Consider the following 18,310-nt stretch of genomic DNA (forward strand, 5'->3'; position numbering starts at 1 on the left):
AAAAGATCCTTTATGATAACCAGGGAAAAACGCTCATTAACGTATTTAGGCATTAATGGAGATAGATCCGTCTATTGGAACACTCCTACATTTGATTTGGTGATCAACTCGATTCGTGATCATCAATGTGAACTCACATCAACAGGTGCTTTAGCCTGCAATACAGGTAAGTTTACCGGACGATCACCGAAAGACAAATATATCGTAGCAGAGGAGCTGACTGAAAACAACATCTGGTGGGGAGAAGTTAACCATAAGCTTTCTGAGCAATCCTATGAACGTCTTTATAAGAAAGTGACGCTTTATTTATCAAACCGGGATGTCTATATAAGGGATGTATTTGCATGTGCAGCTAAAGACTATAGACTTAAAATAAGGCTGGTAACAGAATACGCCTGGCAAAGCCTTTTTGCTTACCATCTTTTCTTAAGACCAAATATTTATGAATTATCAGAATTCAGCGAGGATTGGGTCATATTATCTGCGCCTGGTTTTATGGCAGACCCAAAAGAGGATGACATCCATTCTGAAAATTTCACCGTGATCAATTTCAAGAAAAAAGTCATTCTAATTGGTGGAACAGCCTATACTGGAGAGATCAAAAAAGCAGTATTTACAGTTTTAAACTACATTTTACCACAGGAAAGAAATGTATTGCCCATGCATTGTAGTGCAAACATTGGTGAACGGGGGGATACCGCTATTTTCTTTGGACTATCCGGGACAGGAAAAACAACACTTTCGGCAGACCCGGACAGGAAGTTAATTGGCGATGATGAGCATGGATGGGATGCCAATTCCGTTTTTAATCTAGAAGGTGGTTGTTATGCAAAGTGTGTCGATTTAAGTCCGGAAAAAGAACCACAAATCTTTAATGCCATTAAGTTTGGTACTTTATTAGAGAACGTTTGCTTTTATCCAAACCAACAGGTCGTAAACTATGCGGACACCTCTATCACCGAAAATACAAGAGCAGCCTACCCTATTGATTCCATAGCGCATATCGTTGAGCCCTCTGTCGGAAAACCACCTGAAAATATATTTCTTCTGACCGAAGATGCTTTTGGTGTCTTACCCCCAATTTCAAAGTTAAATGTGCGACAGGCCATGTATCATTTCATTTCTGGATATACTTCAAAAGTTGCGGGGACGGAAATTGGAATAAAGGAACCTCAAATTACTTTTTCCGCATGTTTCGGAAAACCTTTTTTACCACTACACCCGCTAAGATATGCTTCAATGTTAGGTGAAAAGCTGAAAAGCTCAAACATTAAAGTATGGCTAATTAATACTGGCTGGACCGGTGGCAGTTATGGAATCGGGGAACGTATTAAGCTGGAATATACCCGGGCCATGGTTACAGCTGTCTTAAATGGACAGTTAGAGCATGTCGAATTTAAAAAACATAATCTATTTGAGCTAGAAATCCCTTTGAGCTGTCCTGGAGTTCCTACAAATCTGTTAAGCCCGGAAAATACCTGGGCTGATAAAAATGAATATGAAATCGCTGCTAAAATCTTAGCTGATAAATTCGCCAAAAACTTTAAAAAATACAAAGAACAATAAGCACAACTAACAACAAAGACCCTATGGAATACCCAAACAATTTGTTTTACACTAAAGACCATGAATGGATTAGTTTTGATGACCAATATGCTTTAATTGGCATTACCGATTTTGCTCAAAATGAACTTGGTGACATTGTTTATGTAGATATACCCACTTTAAATTCGACCGTTCACAAAGAGGACATTTTTGGCACTGTTGAAGCGGTTAAAACAGTATCAGATTTATTTATGCCTGTTACCGGAAAAGTTGTTGCTGTAAACCCGGATGTTGAAAAGAAACCAGAATTAGTAAATCTAGACCCATATAGCACCTGGTTGATTAAGGTTTTCGTAAGTACAGCCATAGAAAAGGAATCCTTGTTAACAGCTGAAGCCTATAAAAGTCTAATTGGAGCAAATACCGCATTAAATGCACACTGATTCTCTTAATGTAGTGTATTTTGATAAAGACACCAGCTTCGATTATTTATATCCCAGGCGCATCCAAAACCTATCAGAAATGCATTGGACTCCACTGGAAATTGCTAAAAAATCCAGTGAATATCTATCCGGACCAAACTCAAAAGTCCTGGATATTGGAAGTGGCGTCGGGAAGTTCTGCCTCGTGGCAGGTTTCTTTGAACCTGAAACTTTGTTTTATGGAGTTGAGCAACGTAATGATTTATTTAATTTAGCCCAATCGGTAAAAAACACGCTGGTACTACCGAATGTAAAATTCATCCACAATAATATAACAGCGCTGGATTTTGACTTATTTGATTCTTTTTATTTTTTCAATTCCTTTTATGAAAACATCAAGCCAGATCTGGGTATTGATACAAGAATTGAAGCAAATGCCGAATTGTATAGCTACTATACAAACTATGTTTATCAGCAGTTAGATCAAAGACCATCCGGCACCCGGTTAGTTACCTACCATGGCTCCATAAAACAGATACCCCCCAGTTATAAGTTGATTGACAATACTCACCATTACGCACTAAAGATGTGGATGAGAGAATAGAATGATTTAATCTAACAATTGTGCCAGCCATATAGTTGCATAACCACATTCGGGATTGTCTTCATGATAAGCCAGTACCTGAAAATGATACTTTTCAAGTAAAGCCATATATGTAGTTTTATCAAGGGAAGCATGAAATAGATTTTCACCACCGTTCATACCCCAGGCCTCTCCCTTTACTTTTCCTGAGGTAAACAATAAAATGCCATTGGGGTTCAAATGATCTTTAAAAATGCGGAACATTCCAGGTTGATCTTCGATAGGCAGGTGGAAAAAGCTATTCCATGATATAATCGCATCAAATTTTCTATCCATGGAGAGTTGGCGCATATCCGACTGGATATATTCAGCCTGAGGTAGATTCTTCTTTGCAATATCCAACATTCGAGAACTCCCCTCTACTCCAGTTGTGGTCATTCCTCGTTCTAAGAGATAAGACATCATCGGCATTCCGGTTCCACAACCCAAATCCAGAATGCTACCTGTTGGTCCAATTCTATCCATCAATTGATCCAAATAAGGTTTTTCTATTAACCCTTGATCACGGTTTTCAGAAAACCAGTCTGCAATGATATTATAGGTTTCAATAACCTCAGGCTTTTTCTCTTTCATTAGCAAGTGTAAAAAGCAAAATTGGAAAAAATATCAGATAATAGAACATATCATTGGTCCGGTGTGTTTTATTTTAATCTTTAAAAATTATCTGAATAAAATGAAAAAGCTAGTTTTGATGCTAATGCTTAGCTCAATTTGTCTATCTGGATATAGTAAACCGCAGCCAAACAATCCATTGCGCAGCAATGATTTATCAGACACATCGGTGATTTTTAATGCGGCACCTACTAAAGTTGAAGTAGAAAAAATATTAGGTCAGGCTGCGAGTTTGACAGATCAAAAGAAAGAAATCAAGGATAACTTTATAAAGAGGAGCTTAACTTATACTTGTTTGGAAAATGAGCTGGAAACAAATCGCCCTATAAATTTACATTACATCTTGACAAAATACACTGATTCTACCTTAGCAAGAAATGCTTATGATGATATTTTGAAAAGTAATCATAACATGCCAGGCCAAACATCCCTATCAGGAATTGGCAATCAGGCATGGTATCATAGTGATAACGAAAATTTCAGCGTAATCATAGTGAGGAAAGGTGACAAGTTGTTGCTGATGAAAATCAATAAGATGACCAGGAAATTCTCAAAGGAAGAACTTAAAAAGGTTACTAAGCGGATTACTTCATACTTATAACGTCCTAAAAGCTAGTATTAAATACGCAACCAAGATAAAATTCAAACAGTGATGAACAATTAAAATATATTACTAACTTTGTACTACAAAGTACTTTTAAAATATAAAGTCATGGCAATTATAAAGTATGAATCTTCAAGTCCGGTTTTCAGTCCGGCATTAAAAAAACGCATGATCATTGGCGCAGGAATTGGCCTACTTATCGTTGGATTTTTTGTGATCGGCGCAGGACGGGGAAACCCAAGTTGGGGCAGCTTTTGGCAAATTAAGCCGCTGTTGGTCACACCCTTTGGAGGAGCAATGGTTGGACTATGTTATGATATCACAGAGCGTCTCCGAAGACTGGAGGGCTGGTTAGGTAAGCTTTTCCTGGTATTAAGTATTCTTGGTGCCCTGATTGGGTTCTGGATGTCACTTATCCTTGGATTGGCAGGAACTATGTGGAATTAATGTGCAATTAAGGCCGTATCCTTACCGCTTGTTTCCATCCTCAGGACAGTTGTATCAGAAGGAGCGGCCTTCATATTCGTAGTATCTATAATGGTAGTATCAGCCATTATTGAGTCCATTACTTTTTTTTCCTGGCGACCTGAACCACAGCCTGCAAATATCAAGGCTGAAAGTGGGATCAACAGTTGAATATTCAGTTTCATAAATTTCAAGACTAATGATACATTAAGATTCACCTGTTGTTTTTTTGATTTCTCCTCCTATGCTTTGCACTATTTCCTGTTCAAGGAGTATATCTGCATGTCCTGAAGTTTCCTCATATTCATAAATCGTAGCGGCATCCAAATCATTTGCAGAAATGGCCTCCCAACTTCCCCCCTGCCCAATAAAGATCTCCCCTACAAGAGCACCATGATAAACAATCTTAAAAATACCAGCTTCCTGGGGGTGGATGTTTAAGTCCAATTGTTCGTTACCGTTTTTGATGACTATGTTAAAGGGATCCATAATATTTTCTACAATTAGATATTCTCACCGTTTATACGTTTAAAGCGTTCTTCAAGAGCAGAACGCCAATCTTGAATCGCCCCCTCAAGGGTATCTCCAGTTCCGAAGACACCAGTTTCGCGATCCGGTCCCGATAAGCAACAAAAAGTTGTTCCATCCAAATATACTGTAGGTCTTAACTTTTGTACTGCCTGATCGTACCTGCTATAATCAATTTCGATTTTAGTATTGGGGTCTATTGAATTAGTTTCCATATACTTATTATAAAAATTTGTTATAAATATCAGCTTCGATGAAAATACTCGAATCTGATCTACAATTCATATTTTAAGAGATGATATGGTTCAAAGAATAAAACCCATCGACTGCCCAAAAAGTTTTATTGTGGAATGATCGTTATGAGATTTTTGTTGAAGAGGTGATATAGGAATAATTTTTAGGTATACTTCTCAAGTTCAATGTGGTTTGCCTTAGCATAAATAGCCATCTGATGCTTAAACGACTCTTGATCTTCAAGAACGTCCAGACAAATTTTTAAGGGTATTGTAGCATTTTTTGAATTTAAAAATAAATAAGTCCCTACATAAGAATTGGAATGTAAGTACCGTATTTCATAACTCTGCAACCTACCCCAGCCATAGCAGTAATCTTTATGTTTAATTGTATTAGAACTGAGTTCTATTACCACTGTCTTTCTAAACGTCTTCCAAACAAAATAAGCAGAAATGATGAAACCCGTTAAAAAGGAAAACCAGGCTATGATAGGGGTTTTCTTCATAAAACTAAGATAAAACCCAGCTGCAATGAGAAGAAGTAAAATAGCTGCGTAGGCATTTGTTTTCCTACATTCTATAAATTGTAATGTAGGTAACTCCGTTGTACTAATCATAAAATTTACCCTAATTATTTCTCAGCCGTTTTTTCCAAAACTAAATCTATTAAAGATGAAGATATCCTAAAGTCTGTAGACTGAATCTTATCAAGATATCCGTAATAATGATATTATATTCCCGAGATCCTATCAAGTTCATCATTTAAATCGCTAGGGGAATAATTGATAAAGGATACATCATAATCGCTAAGTAATTCTGCAAAGGTTCGCTTGCTTAACCTAGCCATATCAGCAGCCTGCCCTAGGGAAAGCTTCCCGGACTCATATAATTTAGCTGCTATAAATCTTATAGTATCATTTTGATACTCCCCTAAGCTATCAGGAACTTCTAAGGTTATAGTTGTCATAGGTCAAATTTACTATTAAAATGTACTTATGTAAAGATAACCATTTCTATAAATATATCCTACCATCCCAAAGGCAACCGGGATCAGAAAAAATCTGAATCCCGGTTGATTATGGTTATAATAATTTATTGTATCGCATTTAATTCGCACATCCCTGAATAAGTTCCCAGGGTACTTTTGGTAATATTAAACTTAAAATAACGTGCGGTAACAGGAATAATGAATTTCACTGTTTTAACATCCGGTAATGTTGCCGAAGAACTTGCGAGTGTTGCAGGTCCGACATACTGCCCTTCAGCTTTCCAGGTGGTACCATCGGTACTCGACAATACATCCATCTCTATAAAATCAGACGTTCTATACTCATAGTTTGGAATAATACTAAAGCCTTTAACAGCTGAAGAATTCCCCATATCCAGCACTACCCAAGCCGGCAATATGCCATTAGAGCGCCATGATGTTGAGTTACTTCCATCAACCAAACGAGCTACGGCCTTAGTGGTAAAATTAGCGCTCGAAGTTAATGCCCATCCTGTACGGATTGCTGTTGTTCCTGTTAAGCCCGAATTAGCTGGATTAACGTTGGTGATTTTCCCAGTAAGCAATACCATGATCACTTTTGCTGCCTGATCTGTAAAAGCAATATTTCCCTGTTTTATAGTCAATGGAAGCAAATACTTTTTAAGCGGATCCAGTTGCTGTCCGTCTTTAATGGCAACAGATAAATTTGCCGTACTCTGACCCGGAGCAAAAGTGACGTTGCCAGCTGCTGAAATAGTATAATTTGCGGCAGGCAATAAGATATGCTCTGTTTTGTTCGCCGTATTATAGGCAGCTACCATTGCGGCATCACCAGGAACTACCTCTACCGCAGTAGAAACACCTGCTGCCGGACTAAGTCCAACCTGGAACACGCCATCTGCTGGCGGTAAATAAACACCTCCTACTCCAGTGGTCGCATAGCTCATATTTAAGAGATTTGTTTGCGAGTTAGGGATCTTTAAAGCAACAGCAAAACCTGTTGGCCTAACTTTAACATACATTGCAGTTGTGCCTGGTTTAACACCACCATCATTACTTTCTATCGTTTTCAAAACAATCGGCAATAAATAATCGTTCGCATCAATGCTAAGCAAGCCCGGTTTCAGAACAGTCAAGATCAGCTCTTTCTCCTCAGGGCCCAATTTACCCGACGGTATGGTAATAGATTCCTTTGATAGGTTAACCGCACCTTCAGGCAAAACCCTGTAACTGGTATTATTAACTCTATTATATTCATCCACAATGGCCTTATCGCCAAACTTCAAATTTACGGTCACATCGGCGGGACTGGTTCTGGAAAGCTTTACCGGATTAGCGATCGTAACCTTTGCTGGCGTCTCCCCTCGGTTTACCGTTCCATCGGCAAATAACTCGAAACTGAGCACAGGCAGACTTACATCGGTTTGAAATTCATTATCTGCAAGGTATGCCTGCAAATACTTGGTATTTGGCATGTCCTCTTTACTGCAGGAAGCAATTAATGTCAGCAGCGACATAAAGAAAATGCCACAGCTTAATATTTTATAGAATGGTTTTATTTTCATAATAATTTGATTGGGTACATAGCCAATTATAATTTCGTCATCTATATCTGGATTACCAGTCCTGTTGATAAGGTCCTTCGGTTTCCACTACATCCTCATTATACAAGGCTTTACCTACCCGCTGCATCCATGAGGGAACGGTAAATGCGGAAAGATCATAGAATACCATTACCCCATAACCTTCAGTAATTGTCCTTTTAGCTAATGTCTCGGCTGTAGTTACACTGGTAGGTTGTTGTTGAGGTACAGTACCTAAAATCCAGGTCGCAGCAGGGCCTAATTTCTTTTTATCTGTTATTCCCGGAATATTCGGCGCACCATAACTTCCATAGTAGGCCTGCCATGCGTAGTCCAGATAATCACCTGGTACAATCCCATTTACCACCTTAGGTATCGTCCCGATATTATACAGTGATACAATCTTATCCGGCATCAGTTCTTTACAACGCTTAATCAGCAAAGTATAAGAAGAGTTATTTGCCACTGGCATGGTAATCCCATCATAAGGCTGGAATTCATCATCGAAATTAATTCCATCCAGGCCATATCTAACCACAATTTCCTTAATCTGAAGACTAATCTGCTCTATTTCCTGCGTATTAAAGTTTTGCATCGCTCCCAGGAAACTCACCAATACCTTTATCCCTTTGCGTTGCAGAGGGCGTATGTATTTCTCGGGATTGTTTAACTGTCCGTAGGCACTTCCTAAGGTAACAACAGGCTTTTTGTTGATCCAGTAAATATTTGGAGCGAACAATAATACCGCATCAAAAAATGGCTTTCCACTTGTACTCAAGGTGTATCTACCGGCATTTAGGATATTATTGCTGGCAGCCTCTACATACACTACGCTTTTAATGCCATTCGGCTTATCCGCGCTTGGGAAGGCTTGGTCCGATACAGACACCAATAGATAAGTAGTCTTAAAGCTATCATGTACAGGCAGATTAGCCTCTGAAATAGCAGCTAATCCAACAGGTAGTAAATAGGTTTGTCCAAGTACTAATGAAGCTAGATTTGTAATTTTAATACTTACCCGGTTTGATTCTGTAGCCCCTTTAGGGATGCTTACCGTTGTATTCTCCGCAAAAGCATAGGCATTCTCCGGCAATAACTGGTAAGCGGTATTATGGCCCGCATTGTAGGCGGCCAACATACCTGCATTCACCTGCAGCTTAGCCGTTACATCCACAGCCAGCGTCTTGGTAATTTTGAAACTAAAGTCCAGCGCATCTCTGTCGATGGTAGTACCACTGCTCTTTTTGACTACGTTAAGCGGAACAACACTTTGGGTATTCACACTGTTGATCAGAAAACCAGCGGTAGTAATATTGGCGAAGTCCTCAAATTGATCCGGAGCAGTAGCCTTGTTCTTTGTGCAGGAACTGATCATCAGGATCTGACCGCAGATGATTGCCAAAGCAAGCATGCGGTAAAGACCATTTATAATTTTATTTTTCATATCCCTTTATTCTATTATTAATAAATTGATTACTTAACGATTGATTGTACCCATACGATAGGGCTGGTAGAGGTAGCATTATAACCATGTCCGGTTTTATCAATCGCCACATTACCGGTATTGTCATCGAGCGACCAATAAGCCAGCAAGCCTGTTGTTTCAGGACTCACATAGTCTTTATTTGCGATCAGCTCTTGTTGAGTTCTGGCGATACTCCATACCCTGGCCTCACACATCATCCCGTCAATATATCGCTGATTGTCATACGAAAAGCCCAGGTAAAAATTATTAGTGACATTCACCGTTCCGCTTGCCGGACCACTTTTAGCCAGTTTACCATCCAAATAAACACTAACGGTTTGTCCATTATATACCGCAGCTACATGATGCCATTGATTTGCAGACAATTCGCCACCGCTACCTGTGTTAAGATTTGGAGAACCAGGCATCACCATTTGCATCTGGTTGCCAGGAATACCAGCATCACCAATACGTAGCAATACAGAACCTTCAATACCCATCACCGTACTGATTAAACGATCGAATTTATTGCCATAAACCATGGCCTCAAACGTAAAGTTGCTTAAAATTGGTGCTCCGGTAAAGTTGACCTTAAATGCATTGTTGGTACTCGTAGCTACGATTCTGGCACCTCCAGAATTATCGCCAATCAGATAAAATGCGGTTTTAGAGGAGTTAACGATCGGCAGTCCGGAAGTATTGGTTATAGTAACCGGCAGCAAATAAAGCTTACCTCTTGGAAAAGGGTCTGTTATATTAAAATTAACAGCAACCGTTCCTCCGGAAACACTGTTTGCAGGAATCGTAACATTGCTTTTAGGAATGGCATAATATTTTTCCGGCAAGAACTCATAATTGGTCCCATTTACCTCATTATACTGTACCACTAAGCCATTGTCTACACCAACAGCAACCTCCACATTATGGTTTTCAGCTTTGACCAGTCTTGGTGTCAAGGCCAGCGAGTTTTGTACGGTAGCACCCGCTCTAACAGAAAAGTTAATTGGCCTGTATGCCAGCGATTCGTTGATATACACTGCATTTTCAGGCTCGCCAACTCCATCTTTTATTTTATTACAGCCCAAAATCAGCAATAATACCAGCTGACTGAACAGGAATAGTTTTATATTTTTCATATCCTTTATTTTAATGAAATTGTCTTTTATTTAACTGCCGGATTTATCATTTGAATTGCTTCCCTGGCATACTTATAGGGCGGGTTGTTATTGTAATCCTGCTCTACATAGTATATGCCCAGTCCGCCTTTACGTCCTCCGGTAACATTCCATCTGGCCAGGGCCGTAGCAGTTCCTATGAAGGTACCGCCCCCATTAGGAAAAGGATCTCCACCCAACTTCCATCGGTCGCCCTGAAAAGAGGCGGTAAGCATCATTTTAGAAGAACTAAAGCCATTTATACTACTGTATAAATCCAGAAGTCCATCATATACATAGTAAGATGCACCGGCGACATTTAAAGAGTTGACCACAAAAAAGTCAATTTTACCCGCTGCTTCTGGAGTCAGGAATAGGGCATCTGTACCTTTAGACTGCAAGAGCAATTTCTTAGCATTCGCTGAAGCCGCCAATCTGGTAATTATAGCCGATACACGGCTGATATCAGACAATACCTCTGAACAATTAAAACAGTAAAGGTCCTCGTACAACAAATAAATTCCATCGTATTTGTTTTGCTGATATACATTCAATACAGAGTCTGTATAGGTGTTTATGGTGGTGTTCACCAAATCTCCGGCTGGCGAAACAGGCAGACGTTTTTTGAGGTCATCGTTCATTTTTTTGAAGTCAAGCATCATTAACATTTTTGTGCCTTTTGTAGCTCTTGTCGAAGTCATATCGGCAAGTTGAGCTGGCGTCAATGCTCCTGTCTGGTTAATTGCACAGATCATATCCAGACTATCGGGAAGGTTATAAAGAAAGGTGTTCTGCTTCCCATTGTCCAGGTTCCAGTTTTTCGCGTCAAAAAAACCGATCACCTGTGGGTGAGCACTTTGTTTATATGACCTCAGACTTTCTAAATACTTTTTATAGTTTGGCCCCAGGCTGTTACTGTCCGCGTCTAATCGCTGCACGACCAGCTGCTCAGCATCAGTCCATTTAGCGCAACCCGTTAACAGGATGGCGAGAAAGGACAAGCAAGAGATGAATACAAATATCTTTTTCATAAAATTATGTTTAAACTATCTAATCTTTTAAGGCTTTTTATCCCACCATACCTTCGATGCGCCATTATCAGGCATTCCCAAAAGGCTTTGTACAGCAATCGCTACATTGGCTCCGTTTAGCGAATATTCTGCTAATGGATACACCATTCTTTTTACACCGCTTGCCGAGTTTACAATACCACCACTCCTATTCAGCATAATCGGAATAAGTTTAGGATAGCCTGTACGTCTTTGTTCCGCCCATGCTTCAGGTCCGTTAGGGAACATCGCGATCCACTTTTGTGTAATGATCCTTTCTAGATTTCTTTCAAATACATCTGCAGCATTCCATTTGATCGTGATCGTAGTTGGCGCAGTAGCATTCCGGGCAGCATTCAGCGGGTCTACATAAGCTGTAGGTGTGCTGATGGCATTGCTGGAATAAGTTGTATTGCTTACCCCGTTCTCCTGGAAAGATTTCTGGATCCCTTCGTTATAAAACTGTTCCGCAGAACCACCCATTGCCCAATTTCTCAATGCGCCTTCAGCTCTTAAAAAGCTAACTTCTGATGCCATTAACCAATACAGAGGGGTTTCTGACAATACATTTGGTGAAGAATACTGCACATATTCCGGAGCAGTTATAGAAATTCCTGTTCTCACACCATAATAGCCAGGTACACCGCCGATAGTTACCTGCTCTGCAAATGCTGGTAAGCGGGGATCATTATATCCTTTCAGGTAGGCCATAATAGAAGCGCCAATCCTGTCATCAGCATAGTTATTTGAAAGGGTTCTGATCGGATTCATAAAGGTTTGTCCTGCACCGGATCTCATTTTGGCTGCATCATCGACATTTAAAATGAGTCCTATTGGATTGGAAACGGCTTGTTCTGCATATTTTTGGGCAGTTGCTGCATCAGCATAGGCCAGGCGCATGGCCAAACGCAAGGTTAGAGAATTGGCAAACTGTATCCATTTTCTCACATTTCCTTCATAAACCACATCATATTGAGGAATAAGTGGATCACCACCAATAAATGGCGTCAATACTTTAACCGCCTCCGTTAACTCTGATAAAAAAGAATTGTAGATCTCCTGTTGCGAGTCGTAAGGAACGGTAAAGGACCCTGAACCCACTTTTTTGTAAGGCATAGGCCCAAACATATCTGTAGATTGATGGTATCCGGCAATCTTCATAATCTGCGCGATCGCATACAATTGCGGTGCAGTAGTTTCTGTGTTTTGCTTAATCGCTAACCATGGATTAAAAATATCAGCAGTACGCCTGATATAGGTTCCATTTACCCAGCCATCGTTAAAAAAGTAAGTGGTCAGGTTACTACCTCCATCAAACTTTTCACTTCTACCAGCAGTATAACCTGCCCAGTTATTGGTACTCAGGTCTACCGCAATCTGGTAGTTATTTACCGGACCGGTATCTTCAGAAGGCGTACCAATGGGTATAACTGCCTTTGCCAGTTGCGGAAAAAACACACCAACTTTAAGGTTATTGTATTCGAGCATTTTATCAGTAGGCTGATATGGATTGGTATTTACCTCTTCAAAATACTTTTTACATGATGATAGTAGTAGCGACAAGGCTACTGTTGCCACTGAGGCAACCAAATATCTTTTTATATACATCACAATTTCTTTTATAATTGAACTTTAACACCAAATCCCAAACTTCTAAGACTCGGCATCATAAAATAATCAACCCCCTGTCCAAAGGTTCCGGTAGAACCCGTCAGCTGAGGATCAAATGGAGCTTTATTATAGATCATCCAGAGGTTATTTCCGGTTAATGATAAGCTTAGTCCCATTTTATCTCTAAATATTTTTCTAGGAAATGAGTAGCTTAAGGAAACTTCCTGCAGACGTACGTTAGTTGCACTATAAGTATTATAGGCTTCTAATTTTGCTACCGTCCGGTAATAGTTTTCAATGTCAGGATACAGTCCACCATTAATTGGAATTCCGCCTCTATCTCTATCTACTGCAGATCGTTGAGATACACCATATTGATCCAGCAGACCTTGAGTCTGAGACAATACAATTCCCCCTACCCTGGCAAAAAACATAAAGCCTAGATTGAAGTTCTTATGTGAAAAACCATGTCTCCAGCCCAGTGTATAATCCGGATTTACAGATCCTAATTTCACATAGTCTCCGTTAACCTGTGAAAAATTACCATCCGGGTCAATAAAGATTTTACCATTCTGGTCTGTTTTCAAAAACGAACGGGTGTAAATGTCACCTACTTGTCCACCTTCACGTATTAAGGTACCATCAACAAGTAACTCCGTCAGATTAAACATTGATCCGTCAACAGGATTAGGATAATTTCTGACCATCTCCACTACCTTGTTGCGGTTTAAAGTAAAAACAAGCCCGGTATTATACCCAATCTCTCTGTATTTGGTGTTGAAGCTTAAGCTGGCCTCTATTCCTTTATTGCCTATATTTCCTGCCTGTGCATAGAAACCCGAGTACCCCGTTCCTCCTGGCAAGGTTCCCAAAAACAACTGATCGTAGGTATTCGATTTATATAAAGTGACATCTAAAGCAACTTTATTGTCGAGGAATTTCACATTAGCACCCAGTTCAAAAGTTTTGGTTCTTTGTGCTTTAAAATCAGGAAAAGGATAGATAGAAATAGGTGTTACCGCACCATTATTGGTAGGATAAGTAACCGTTCCAGGAGTGATCCCCAAAGCATCCAATGGCAAACCAACCGATGAGTAATTTGCTCTTACTTTCAGGTAGCTCACAATGGTTTTAGGAATGCTGAACATCTCAGAAATCACTGCAGAAAGTCCTAATGAAGGATAAAAAAACGATTCTTCAGTTGAATTCACTTGTCTTGAAGACCAGTCTTTCCTTCCTGTAGCGGATAAGTAAAGGTAACCTTTGTAGCCTAGCTCTGCACTTGCAAAGGCCCCCAATGTTGCCTTATTATCAAAAGGAGTGACAAGGGTGCTAAAAGTATTAATATTCCTGATCGAGAAAAGATTAGGCACTGTTTCCAGGTGTCCGCTTAAGCCATCAGTGGTTGTTTTGTCTCTTACATAGGAACTTCCAAGATTCAGATTCACACTGAAGTCATTGAAGGTTCTGTTGAAGGTTCCGATCACATCCACATAACTTTGCAACACTTTTTGACTTGCCCAGGAGTAGTATCCATTTGGCTTTGAAAAATTCGCTGCCGTTGAAGCATAATATTTACGCGTAACATCTCCATCGGTATTGTCAATCCTGCCTCTTGCAGTTACACTAATCCCCTGGTCGATGTTGTAAGTCGTGTTTCCAGAGATCATATACCTGTTACGGGCATTCTGAAACAGCATCCTGTTCGTAATCCAGGAAGGGTTCTGCATTTGTAAACCCTGATCGCCGTAAGGCCAATACTGTGTAAAATAATTATTGGACACATTATACCTTTCATAGTATTTAATGACATCAAAACCATCGTTTCTTGGAAACAGATATAAGGGAACCAATGGATTGAAATATTGCCCCTGCGAAGCCATATTCTGATCCGTCTGTTTTACATAGGATGCAGAAAAATCCGTAGTGATCTTGTCGTCCAAGAAAGTTGCTGAATTTCTGAAAGTAAAATTATAACGGTTGTACTTATTGTTAGGAATGATCCCTTTACCGTTTGTACTTGAAAACGAGATGAAACTCTGCTGTTTTTCACTACCAATAGAAGTATTCAGGGAATTGATCTGCTGAACACCAGTATTGAAAAAATCCTTGGCATCATAAGTACTAGGCTCCACCAGCTTATTGCCCCAGCTTTCATATTCGCCTACTCTGTTACCATAAGTATTCTGGAATTCTGGTAAAACAAATGGCGACAATGCCGTCGTACTGTTCGAGTAGTTTAGTTTAAAACCATCTTTACTACCTTTTCTGGTGGTAATCAGAATCGCACCATTTGCTGCGGCATTACCATATAAGGCTGCGCCGGCAGGTCCGGTGAGTACACTGATGGATTCAAAATCATCGGGGTTAAAGTCTGCAATACTTTCTGTACCTGAAATATCACCGAAAGCACCTACAGAAGCTCCTCCCGCAGATTTGTTAAACAAGGGAACACCATCCACAACATATAATACGTTATTACTGGCATACTGACTAATGGATTTTACGCCACGCATCACCACTCTGGTAGAACCACCCACACCAGAAGCACTTGCATTGATGTTCACACCCGCTATTTTACCATTTAGACTATTCGTAAAGTTTGCGCTTTGTACTGTGGTGAGGTCATCTCTTTTTAAAGTTTGAACTTCATAGTTCAAGGCTTTCACCTGCCTTTTAATACCTAGGGCAGTCACCACCACCTCATTCAGTCTGCCAGAATCTTCCTGCATGGAGATGTTGATACTTTTGCGTCCATCAACCGGCTCTTCAATCGATTTAAAACCGATATAAGAAAATACCAGCACACTTTTCGCATCGGCCTCAATCCTATAATTACCATTAGGATCTGTAATGGCTACTTTTCCGGAAGTTTTCACCTTTACCGTCACACCAGGAATAGCTACCCCATTTTCATCGGTAACTTTTCCTTTGATCTCTATTTGCTCAGCTGCAGGGATCATGGATGTCAGCTCATTCTTTTTCCTTATAATAATGGTTTTGTTTTTAATCACAAAGCTCAGCTCCAGGCCTTCCAGCACTTCATTCATAGCCTGTGTCAATTCAGCATCTTTCATGCTCACGCTCACCAGTCTTCCTTTTTTTAATAAAGCCTGGTTCCAGATTACATTGTAACCTGTTTGCAGTCGTATTTTTTTAAAGATCTGTTCTAGTGTTGCGTCTTTCTCCTGGAGGTTAACTTTCTGTGCGCTTGCAGCAAAGGTCAACTGCATAAAAGCGGTGATCAATAAAACAAGGGTTAGTTTCATAATCCGCATAAATTTTGGTACATAGCTCTTCAGCCGATGTACGGAATGTTCGTAAATGTTCATACATTTGGTTAGGGTTAAAACGAAGTCCTGTAATTTTTCAAGGATCGTAGGACAATCGTTCATTGTTTTAATAGACAATACTCTGCTTTACCGGGGTCTGATACGCAATATCCTGATCCCGGTTTCTTCTTTTCTTCTTACAGGTTGGTTAGCTCATTTTGGTTTGGTTTAGGTGATAGTTTGGTTTGGTTAATTCAATACTTATTTGGTTCGGGGGCTTACCACTACCTTTTTCCCTTCAATTTTAAAGTCTACTTCTCCGGCCAGTTCCAGGACATCCAGTACTTCCTTGATATTTGTAAATTTCGACACACTTCCTCCGATCACTACACCGGAAAAATCACCTTTATAGGCGACATCTACATCGTACCACCTGGAAACATCCTTCATCACCTGAAGCAGCGGTACATTGTTAAATATAAATTGTCCGTTTTTCCAGGCTACGGCCTGCTCTGTGTCTACATTTTTTAGCGTAAGCGATGTTGCACTTAAACTGGCCTGCTGTCCGGGAATTAGTCTTGCACTTTGCGGGTTTACTAAGCGGGAAACGCGTACAGCCCCTTCCAGCAAGGTGGTTTTTGTATAATCGTCATCAGGATAGGCATTCACATTAAAATGTGTACCGAGTACTTCGATTTCCTGACCCCTACTCGCTACAACAAAGGGCATTCTTATCCCTTGCTCCTTTAATTTTGAAACCTCAAAATAGGCTTCACCAGTCAGCTCAACTTTTCGTTGTTGTTGACCAGCGAAGGTAATCGGGAATTTCAACTTGCTTTCAGCGTTAAGCCATACCTTTGAACCATCTGGAAGATTGATCTGATATTGTCCACCTCTAGGAGTTTCAATGGTATTGTATTCAGTGCCAGAACTGGCAGATTTTTGATCAGCAATTGTATATATCAATTGTCCGTTTTTCGTTTTGGTAATGGTAATTCCTGCCTGGCTAGCCAATTGTCCATTCGCGACCTCATTCAATGAAATCCTTGAACCATCAGAAAGCGTCAGAAAAGCCTTATTGCTACCTGGCTTAATATCCTCGGCTATCATTTGCTGAGTTGATTTTAACTGACCTGGATCTGCCTTAAAAAAATACAATGCTACTCCTAAAACCATCAGCACAGCGGCAGCGGCAGAAATGCGTGGCCACAACGAAACCTTAGCAGGTTTTAAGCGTTCGGGTTTAAAACCATGCCCAACCAGATTCTCTTCTAGCGAGCCCCATAACAAATTCAGGTTCTCCTCTAACTGTTCCGGTTCGAATGATGAAGATTTTTCCTCTGCATATTTAATGTACCATGCATTTAGAAAACTACGTTCTTCTTCATTCAGGGTTCCATTTTTATATTTTTCGATCAGTATGGAGATATCTTTTTCCATCATATAGTCCTAGGTTATAATGTTAAGACACTTGACCAATCAGAAAGAGGTAGACGGAATTGAAATTTATTTTTAGCCCAGATTGAGCAATATCAGGACGATAGAGATGAGCTTAATTTTTAAGCGCAGAATTTTCAGCGCATATCCAATTTGCTTTTTAACAGTCTCTTCCGAAATGTTCATCTTTTGTGCAATATCCCGGTTGGACAACTCTTCTTTCCTGCTCAAGACAAAGGCTTCCCGCATACGGGCAGGCAAGGCCTGGATTTCGGATTCTATCAGTTGACTCAGTTCTTTTTCCTGAATCAGCAAATCAGTAATCTCCGTACCCATATTATAAACGCCCAGCATCAGCTGCATGTGTTTTTCAACATGCTTACGGTGCAGCAACAAATTCAGAATTTTATGTTTAACAGAACTGTACAGATAAGATTTTAAGGAAGTGGTGACCTGGAGTTCCTGTTTTTTGACCCAAAGTGTTGTAAATATCTCCTGTACCACATCTCTTGCCTGCTCATCCTCATTCAGCATTCGGCGGGCATGCAAAAACAGCACAGTTTTGTAGCGCGTATAAATCTCCGTAAAGGCACGTTCATCGCCTTCTGCAAGACATTTAATTAAATCCTTGTCAGTTAAAAATGTATAGCCAGTTTGGTTCTTCAAAATTTGGTTAGGTAAAGGCCCCGGAAAGCTATA

19 protein-coding genes are annotated in these 18,310 nt (G+C 40.0%); 5 read left to right on the forward strand and 14 right to left on the reverse strand.

Going from position 1 to position 18,310, the window contains the following annotated elements; all coding sequences use genetic code 11:
* Nucleotides 1–12: 12 nt before the first annotated feature.
* The 3 genes from pckA to R2S10_RS05045 are packed head-to-tail and all read left to right on the forward strand — an operon-like array spanning nucleotide 13 to nucleotide 2,571.
* The gene (pckA, locus tag R2S10_RS05035) at nucleotides 13–1,566 is read left to right on the forward strand and encodes a phosphoenolpyruvate carboxykinase (ATP) (protein WP_316839351.1); all 1,554 of its coding nucleotides are present in this window, start codon (nucleotides 13–15) and stop codon (nucleotides 1,564–1,566) included.
* Between the two features lie 23 nt (nucleotides 1,567–1,589).
* On the forward strand, nucleotides 1,590–1,988 hold the full coding sequence (gene gcvH / locus R2S10_RS05040; RefSeq protein ID WP_316839352.1) for a glycine cleavage system protein GcvH: 399 nt from the start codon (nucleotides 1,590–1,592) through the stop codon (nucleotides 1,986–1,988).
* Complete coding sequence (locus tag R2S10_RS05045) at nucleotides 1,978–2,571, forward strand: class I SAM-dependent methyltransferase (RefSeq protein ID WP_316839353.1); 594 nt, start codon at nucleotides 1,978–1,980, stop codon at nucleotides 2,569–2,571. Before gcvH ends, R2S10_RS05045 begins: the two co-directional genes overlap by 11 nt.
* Before the next feature lie 6 nt (nucleotides 2,572–2,577).
* Here R2S10_RS05045 and R2S10_RS05050 read toward each other — a convergent pair whose 3' ends face one another.
* Nucleotides 2,578–3,183: a class I SAM-dependent methyltransferase gene (locus tag R2S10_RS05050; protein WP_316839354.1), complete on the reverse strand. Its 606-nt coding sequence runs from the start codon at nucleotides 3,181–3,183 to the stop codon at nucleotides 2,578–2,580.
* Between the two features lie 100 nt (nucleotides 3,184–3,283).
* Here R2S10_RS05050 and R2S10_RS05055 point away from each other — a divergent pair, with 100 nt between their 5' ends.
* Both R2S10_RS05055 and R2S10_RS05060 read left to right on the forward strand, forming a co-directional pair.
* The gene (locus R2S10_RS05055; RefSeq protein ID WP_316839355.1) at nucleotides 3,284–3,823 is read left to right on the forward strand and encodes a hypothetical protein; all 540 of its coding nucleotides are present in this window, start codon (nucleotides 3,284–3,286) and stop codon (nucleotides 3,821–3,823) included.
* Between the two features lie 111 nt (nucleotides 3,824–3,934).
* On the forward strand, nucleotides 3,935–4,273 hold the full coding sequence (locus R2S10_RS05060) for a hypothetical protein (RefSeq protein ID WP_316839356.1): 339 nt from the start codon (nucleotides 3,935–3,937) through the stop codon (nucleotides 4,271–4,273).
* Here R2S10_RS05060 and R2S10_RS05065 read toward each other — a convergent pair.
* The 13 genes from R2S10_RS05065 to R2S10_RS05125 all read right to left on the reverse strand — a co-directional run bounded on the left by R2S10_RS05065 (nucleotide 4,270) and on the right by R2S10_RS05125 (nucleotide 18,277).
* Entirely contained in the window at nucleotides 4,270–4,476 is a 207-nt protein-coding gene (locus R2S10_RS05065) for a hypothetical protein (protein ID WP_316839357.1), read from the reverse strand. The two genes, R2S10_RS05060 and R2S10_RS05065, sit on opposite strands and share 4 nt — an antisense overlap.
* A gap of 22 nt (nucleotides 4,477–4,498) precedes the next feature.
* On the reverse strand, nucleotides 4,499–4,780 hold the full coding sequence (locus R2S10_RS05070; protein ID WP_316839358.1) for a hypothetical protein: 282 nt from the start codon (nucleotides 4,778–4,780) through the stop codon (nucleotides 4,499–4,501).
* 14 nt (nucleotides 4,781–4,794) lie between these two features.
* Entirely contained in the window at nucleotides 4,795–5,034 is a 240-nt protein-coding gene (locus tag R2S10_RS05075) for a hypothetical protein (protein ID WP_316839359.1), read from the reverse strand.
* A 182-nt stretch (nucleotides 5,035–5,216) separates the two neighbouring features.
* The gene (locus R2S10_RS05080; RefSeq protein WP_316839360.1) at nucleotides 5,217–5,558 is read right to left on the reverse strand and encodes a hypothetical protein; all 342 of its coding nucleotides are present in this window, start codon (nucleotides 5,556–5,558) and stop codon (nucleotides 5,217–5,219) included.
* A gap of 224 nt (nucleotides 5,559–5,782) precedes the next feature.
* On the reverse strand, nucleotides 5,783–6,019 hold the full coding sequence (locus tag R2S10_RS05085) for a UPF0175 family protein (RefSeq protein ID WP_316839361.1): 237 nt from the start codon (nucleotides 6,017–6,019) through the stop codon (nucleotides 5,783–5,785).
* Nucleotides 6,020–6,144: 125 nt separating this feature from the next.
* Nucleotides 6,145–7,605, reverse strand: coding sequence for a BT_3987 domain-containing protein (locus R2S10_RS05090; protein WP_316839362.1), 1,461 nt, complete (start codon nucleotides 7,603–7,605; stop codon nucleotides 6,145–6,147).
* A 52-nt stretch (nucleotides 7,606–7,657) separates the two neighbouring features.
* On the reverse strand, nucleotides 7,658–9,067 hold the full coding sequence (locus R2S10_RS05095) for a BT_3987 domain-containing protein (RefSeq protein ID WP_316839363.1): 1,410 nt from the start codon (nucleotides 9,065–9,067) through the stop codon (nucleotides 7,658–7,660).
* 29 nt (nucleotides 9,068–9,096) lie between these two features.
* Entirely contained in the window at nucleotides 9,097–10,224 is a 1,128-nt protein-coding gene (locus R2S10_RS05100) for a DUF1735 and LamG domain-containing protein (RefSeq protein WP_316839364.1), read from the reverse strand.
* 26 nt (nucleotides 10,225–10,250) lie between these two features.
* A complete protein-coding gene (locus R2S10_RS05105) occupies nucleotides 10,251–11,273 on the reverse strand; it encodes a glycoside hydrolase family 18 (protein WP_316839365.1) in 1,023 nt (340 codons plus the stop codon).
* A gap of 27 nt (nucleotides 11,274–11,300) precedes the next feature.
* The gene (locus tag R2S10_RS05110; protein WP_316839366.1) at nucleotides 11,301–12,899 is read right to left on the reverse strand and encodes a RagB/SusD family nutrient uptake outer membrane protein; all 1,599 of its coding nucleotides are present in this window, start codon (nucleotides 12,897–12,899) and stop codon (nucleotides 11,301–11,303) included.
* 11 nt (nucleotides 12,900–12,910) lie between these two features.
* Nucleotides 12,911–16,234 carry a SusC/RagA family TonB-linked outer membrane protein gene (locus tag R2S10_RS05115; protein WP_316839367.1) on the reverse strand — a complete coding sequence of 1,108 codons (3,324 nt, stop codon included), beginning with the start codon at nucleotides 16,232–16,234 and terminating at the stop codon, nucleotides 12,911–12,913.
* 201 nt (nucleotides 16,235–16,435) lie between these two features.
* Nucleotides 16,436–17,617, reverse strand: coding sequence for a FecR family protein (locus R2S10_RS05120; protein ID WP_316839368.1), 1,182 nt, complete (start codon nucleotides 17,615–17,617; stop codon nucleotides 16,436–16,438).
* A gap of 69 nt (nucleotides 17,618–17,686) precedes the next feature.
* Complete coding sequence (locus tag R2S10_RS05125; RefSeq protein WP_316839369.1) at nucleotides 17,687–18,277, reverse strand: RNA polymerase sigma-70 factor; 591 nt, start codon at nucleotides 18,275–18,277, stop codon at nucleotides 17,687–17,689.
* Nucleotides 18,278–18,310 lie beyond the last annotated feature (33 nt).

The sequence above is a fragment of the Pedobacter gandavensis genome (genome assembly GCF_032678745.1).
Classification (GTDB): domain Bacteria; phylum Bacteroidota; class Bacteroidia; order Sphingobacteriales; family Sphingobacteriaceae; genus Pedobacter; species Pedobacter gandavensis_C.

Excerpts from the sequence above, each read along its gene's own strand:
- pckA (WP_316839351.1), top strand. The coding sequence starts at position 13 with ATGATAACCAGGGAAAAACGCTCATTAACGTATTTAGGCATTAATGGA.
- gcvH (WP_316839352.1), top strand. The coding sequence starts at position 1,590 with ATGGAATACCCAAACAATTTGTTTTACACTAAAGACCATGAATGGATT.
- R2S10_RS05045 (WP_316839353.1), top strand. The coding sequence starts at position 1,978 with ATGCACACTGATTCTCTTAATGTAGTGTATTTTGATAAAGACACCAGC.
- R2S10_RS05050 (WP_316839354.1), bottom strand. The coding sequence starts at position 3,183 with ATGAAAGAGAAAAAGCCTGAGGTTATTGAAACCTATAATATCATTGCA.
- R2S10_RS05055 (WP_316839355.1), top strand. The coding sequence starts at position 3,284 with ATGAAAAAGCTAGTTTTGATGCTAATGCTTAGCTCAATTTGTCTATCT.
- R2S10_RS05060 (WP_316839356.1), top strand. The coding sequence starts at position 3,935 with ATGGCAATTATAAAGTATGAATCTTCAAGTCCGGTTTTCAGTCCGGCA.
- R2S10_RS05065 (WP_316839357.1), bottom strand. The coding sequence starts at position 4,476 with ATGAAACTGAATATTCAACTGTTGATCCCACTTTCAGCCTTGATATTT.
- R2S10_RS05070 (WP_316839358.1), bottom strand. The coding sequence starts at position 4,780 with ATGGATCCCTTTAACATAGTCATCAAAAACGGTAACGAACAATTGGAC.
- R2S10_RS05075 (WP_316839359.1), bottom strand. The coding sequence starts at position 5,034 with ATGGAAACTAATTCAATAGACCCCAATACTAAAATCGAAATTGATTAT.
- R2S10_RS05080 (WP_316839360.1), bottom strand. The coding sequence starts at position 5,558 with ATGAAGAAAACCCCTATCATAGCCTGGTTTTCCTTTTTAACGGGTTTC.
- R2S10_RS05085 (WP_316839361.1), bottom strand. The coding sequence starts at position 6,019 with ATGACAACTATAACCTTAGAAGTTCCTGATAGCTTAGGGGAGTATCAA.
- R2S10_RS05090 (WP_316839362.1), bottom strand. The coding sequence starts at position 7,605 with ATGAAAATAAAACCATTCTATAAAATATTAAGCTGTGGCATTTTCTTT.
- R2S10_RS05095 (WP_316839363.1), bottom strand. The coding sequence starts at position 9,067 with ATGAAAAATAAAATTATAAATGGTCTTTACCGCATGCTTGCTTTGGCA.
- R2S10_RS05100 (WP_316839364.1), bottom strand. The coding sequence starts at position 10,224 with ATGAAAAATATAAAACTATTCCTGTTCAGTCAGCTGGTATTATTGCTG.
- R2S10_RS05105 (WP_316839365.1), bottom strand. The coding sequence starts at position 11,273 with ATGAAAAAGATATTTGTATTCATCTCTTGCTTGTCCTTTCTCGCCATC.
- R2S10_RS05110 (WP_316839366.1), bottom strand. The coding sequence starts at position 12,899 with ATGTATATAAAAAGATATTTGGTTGCCTCAGTGGCAACAGTAGCCTTG.
- R2S10_RS05115 (WP_316839367.1), bottom strand. The coding sequence starts at position 16,234 with ATGAACATTTACGAACATTCCGTACATCGGCTGAAGAGCTATGTACCA.
- R2S10_RS05120 (WP_316839368.1), bottom strand. The coding sequence starts at position 17,617 with ATGATGGAAAAAGATATCTCCATACTGATCGAAAAATATAAAAATGGA.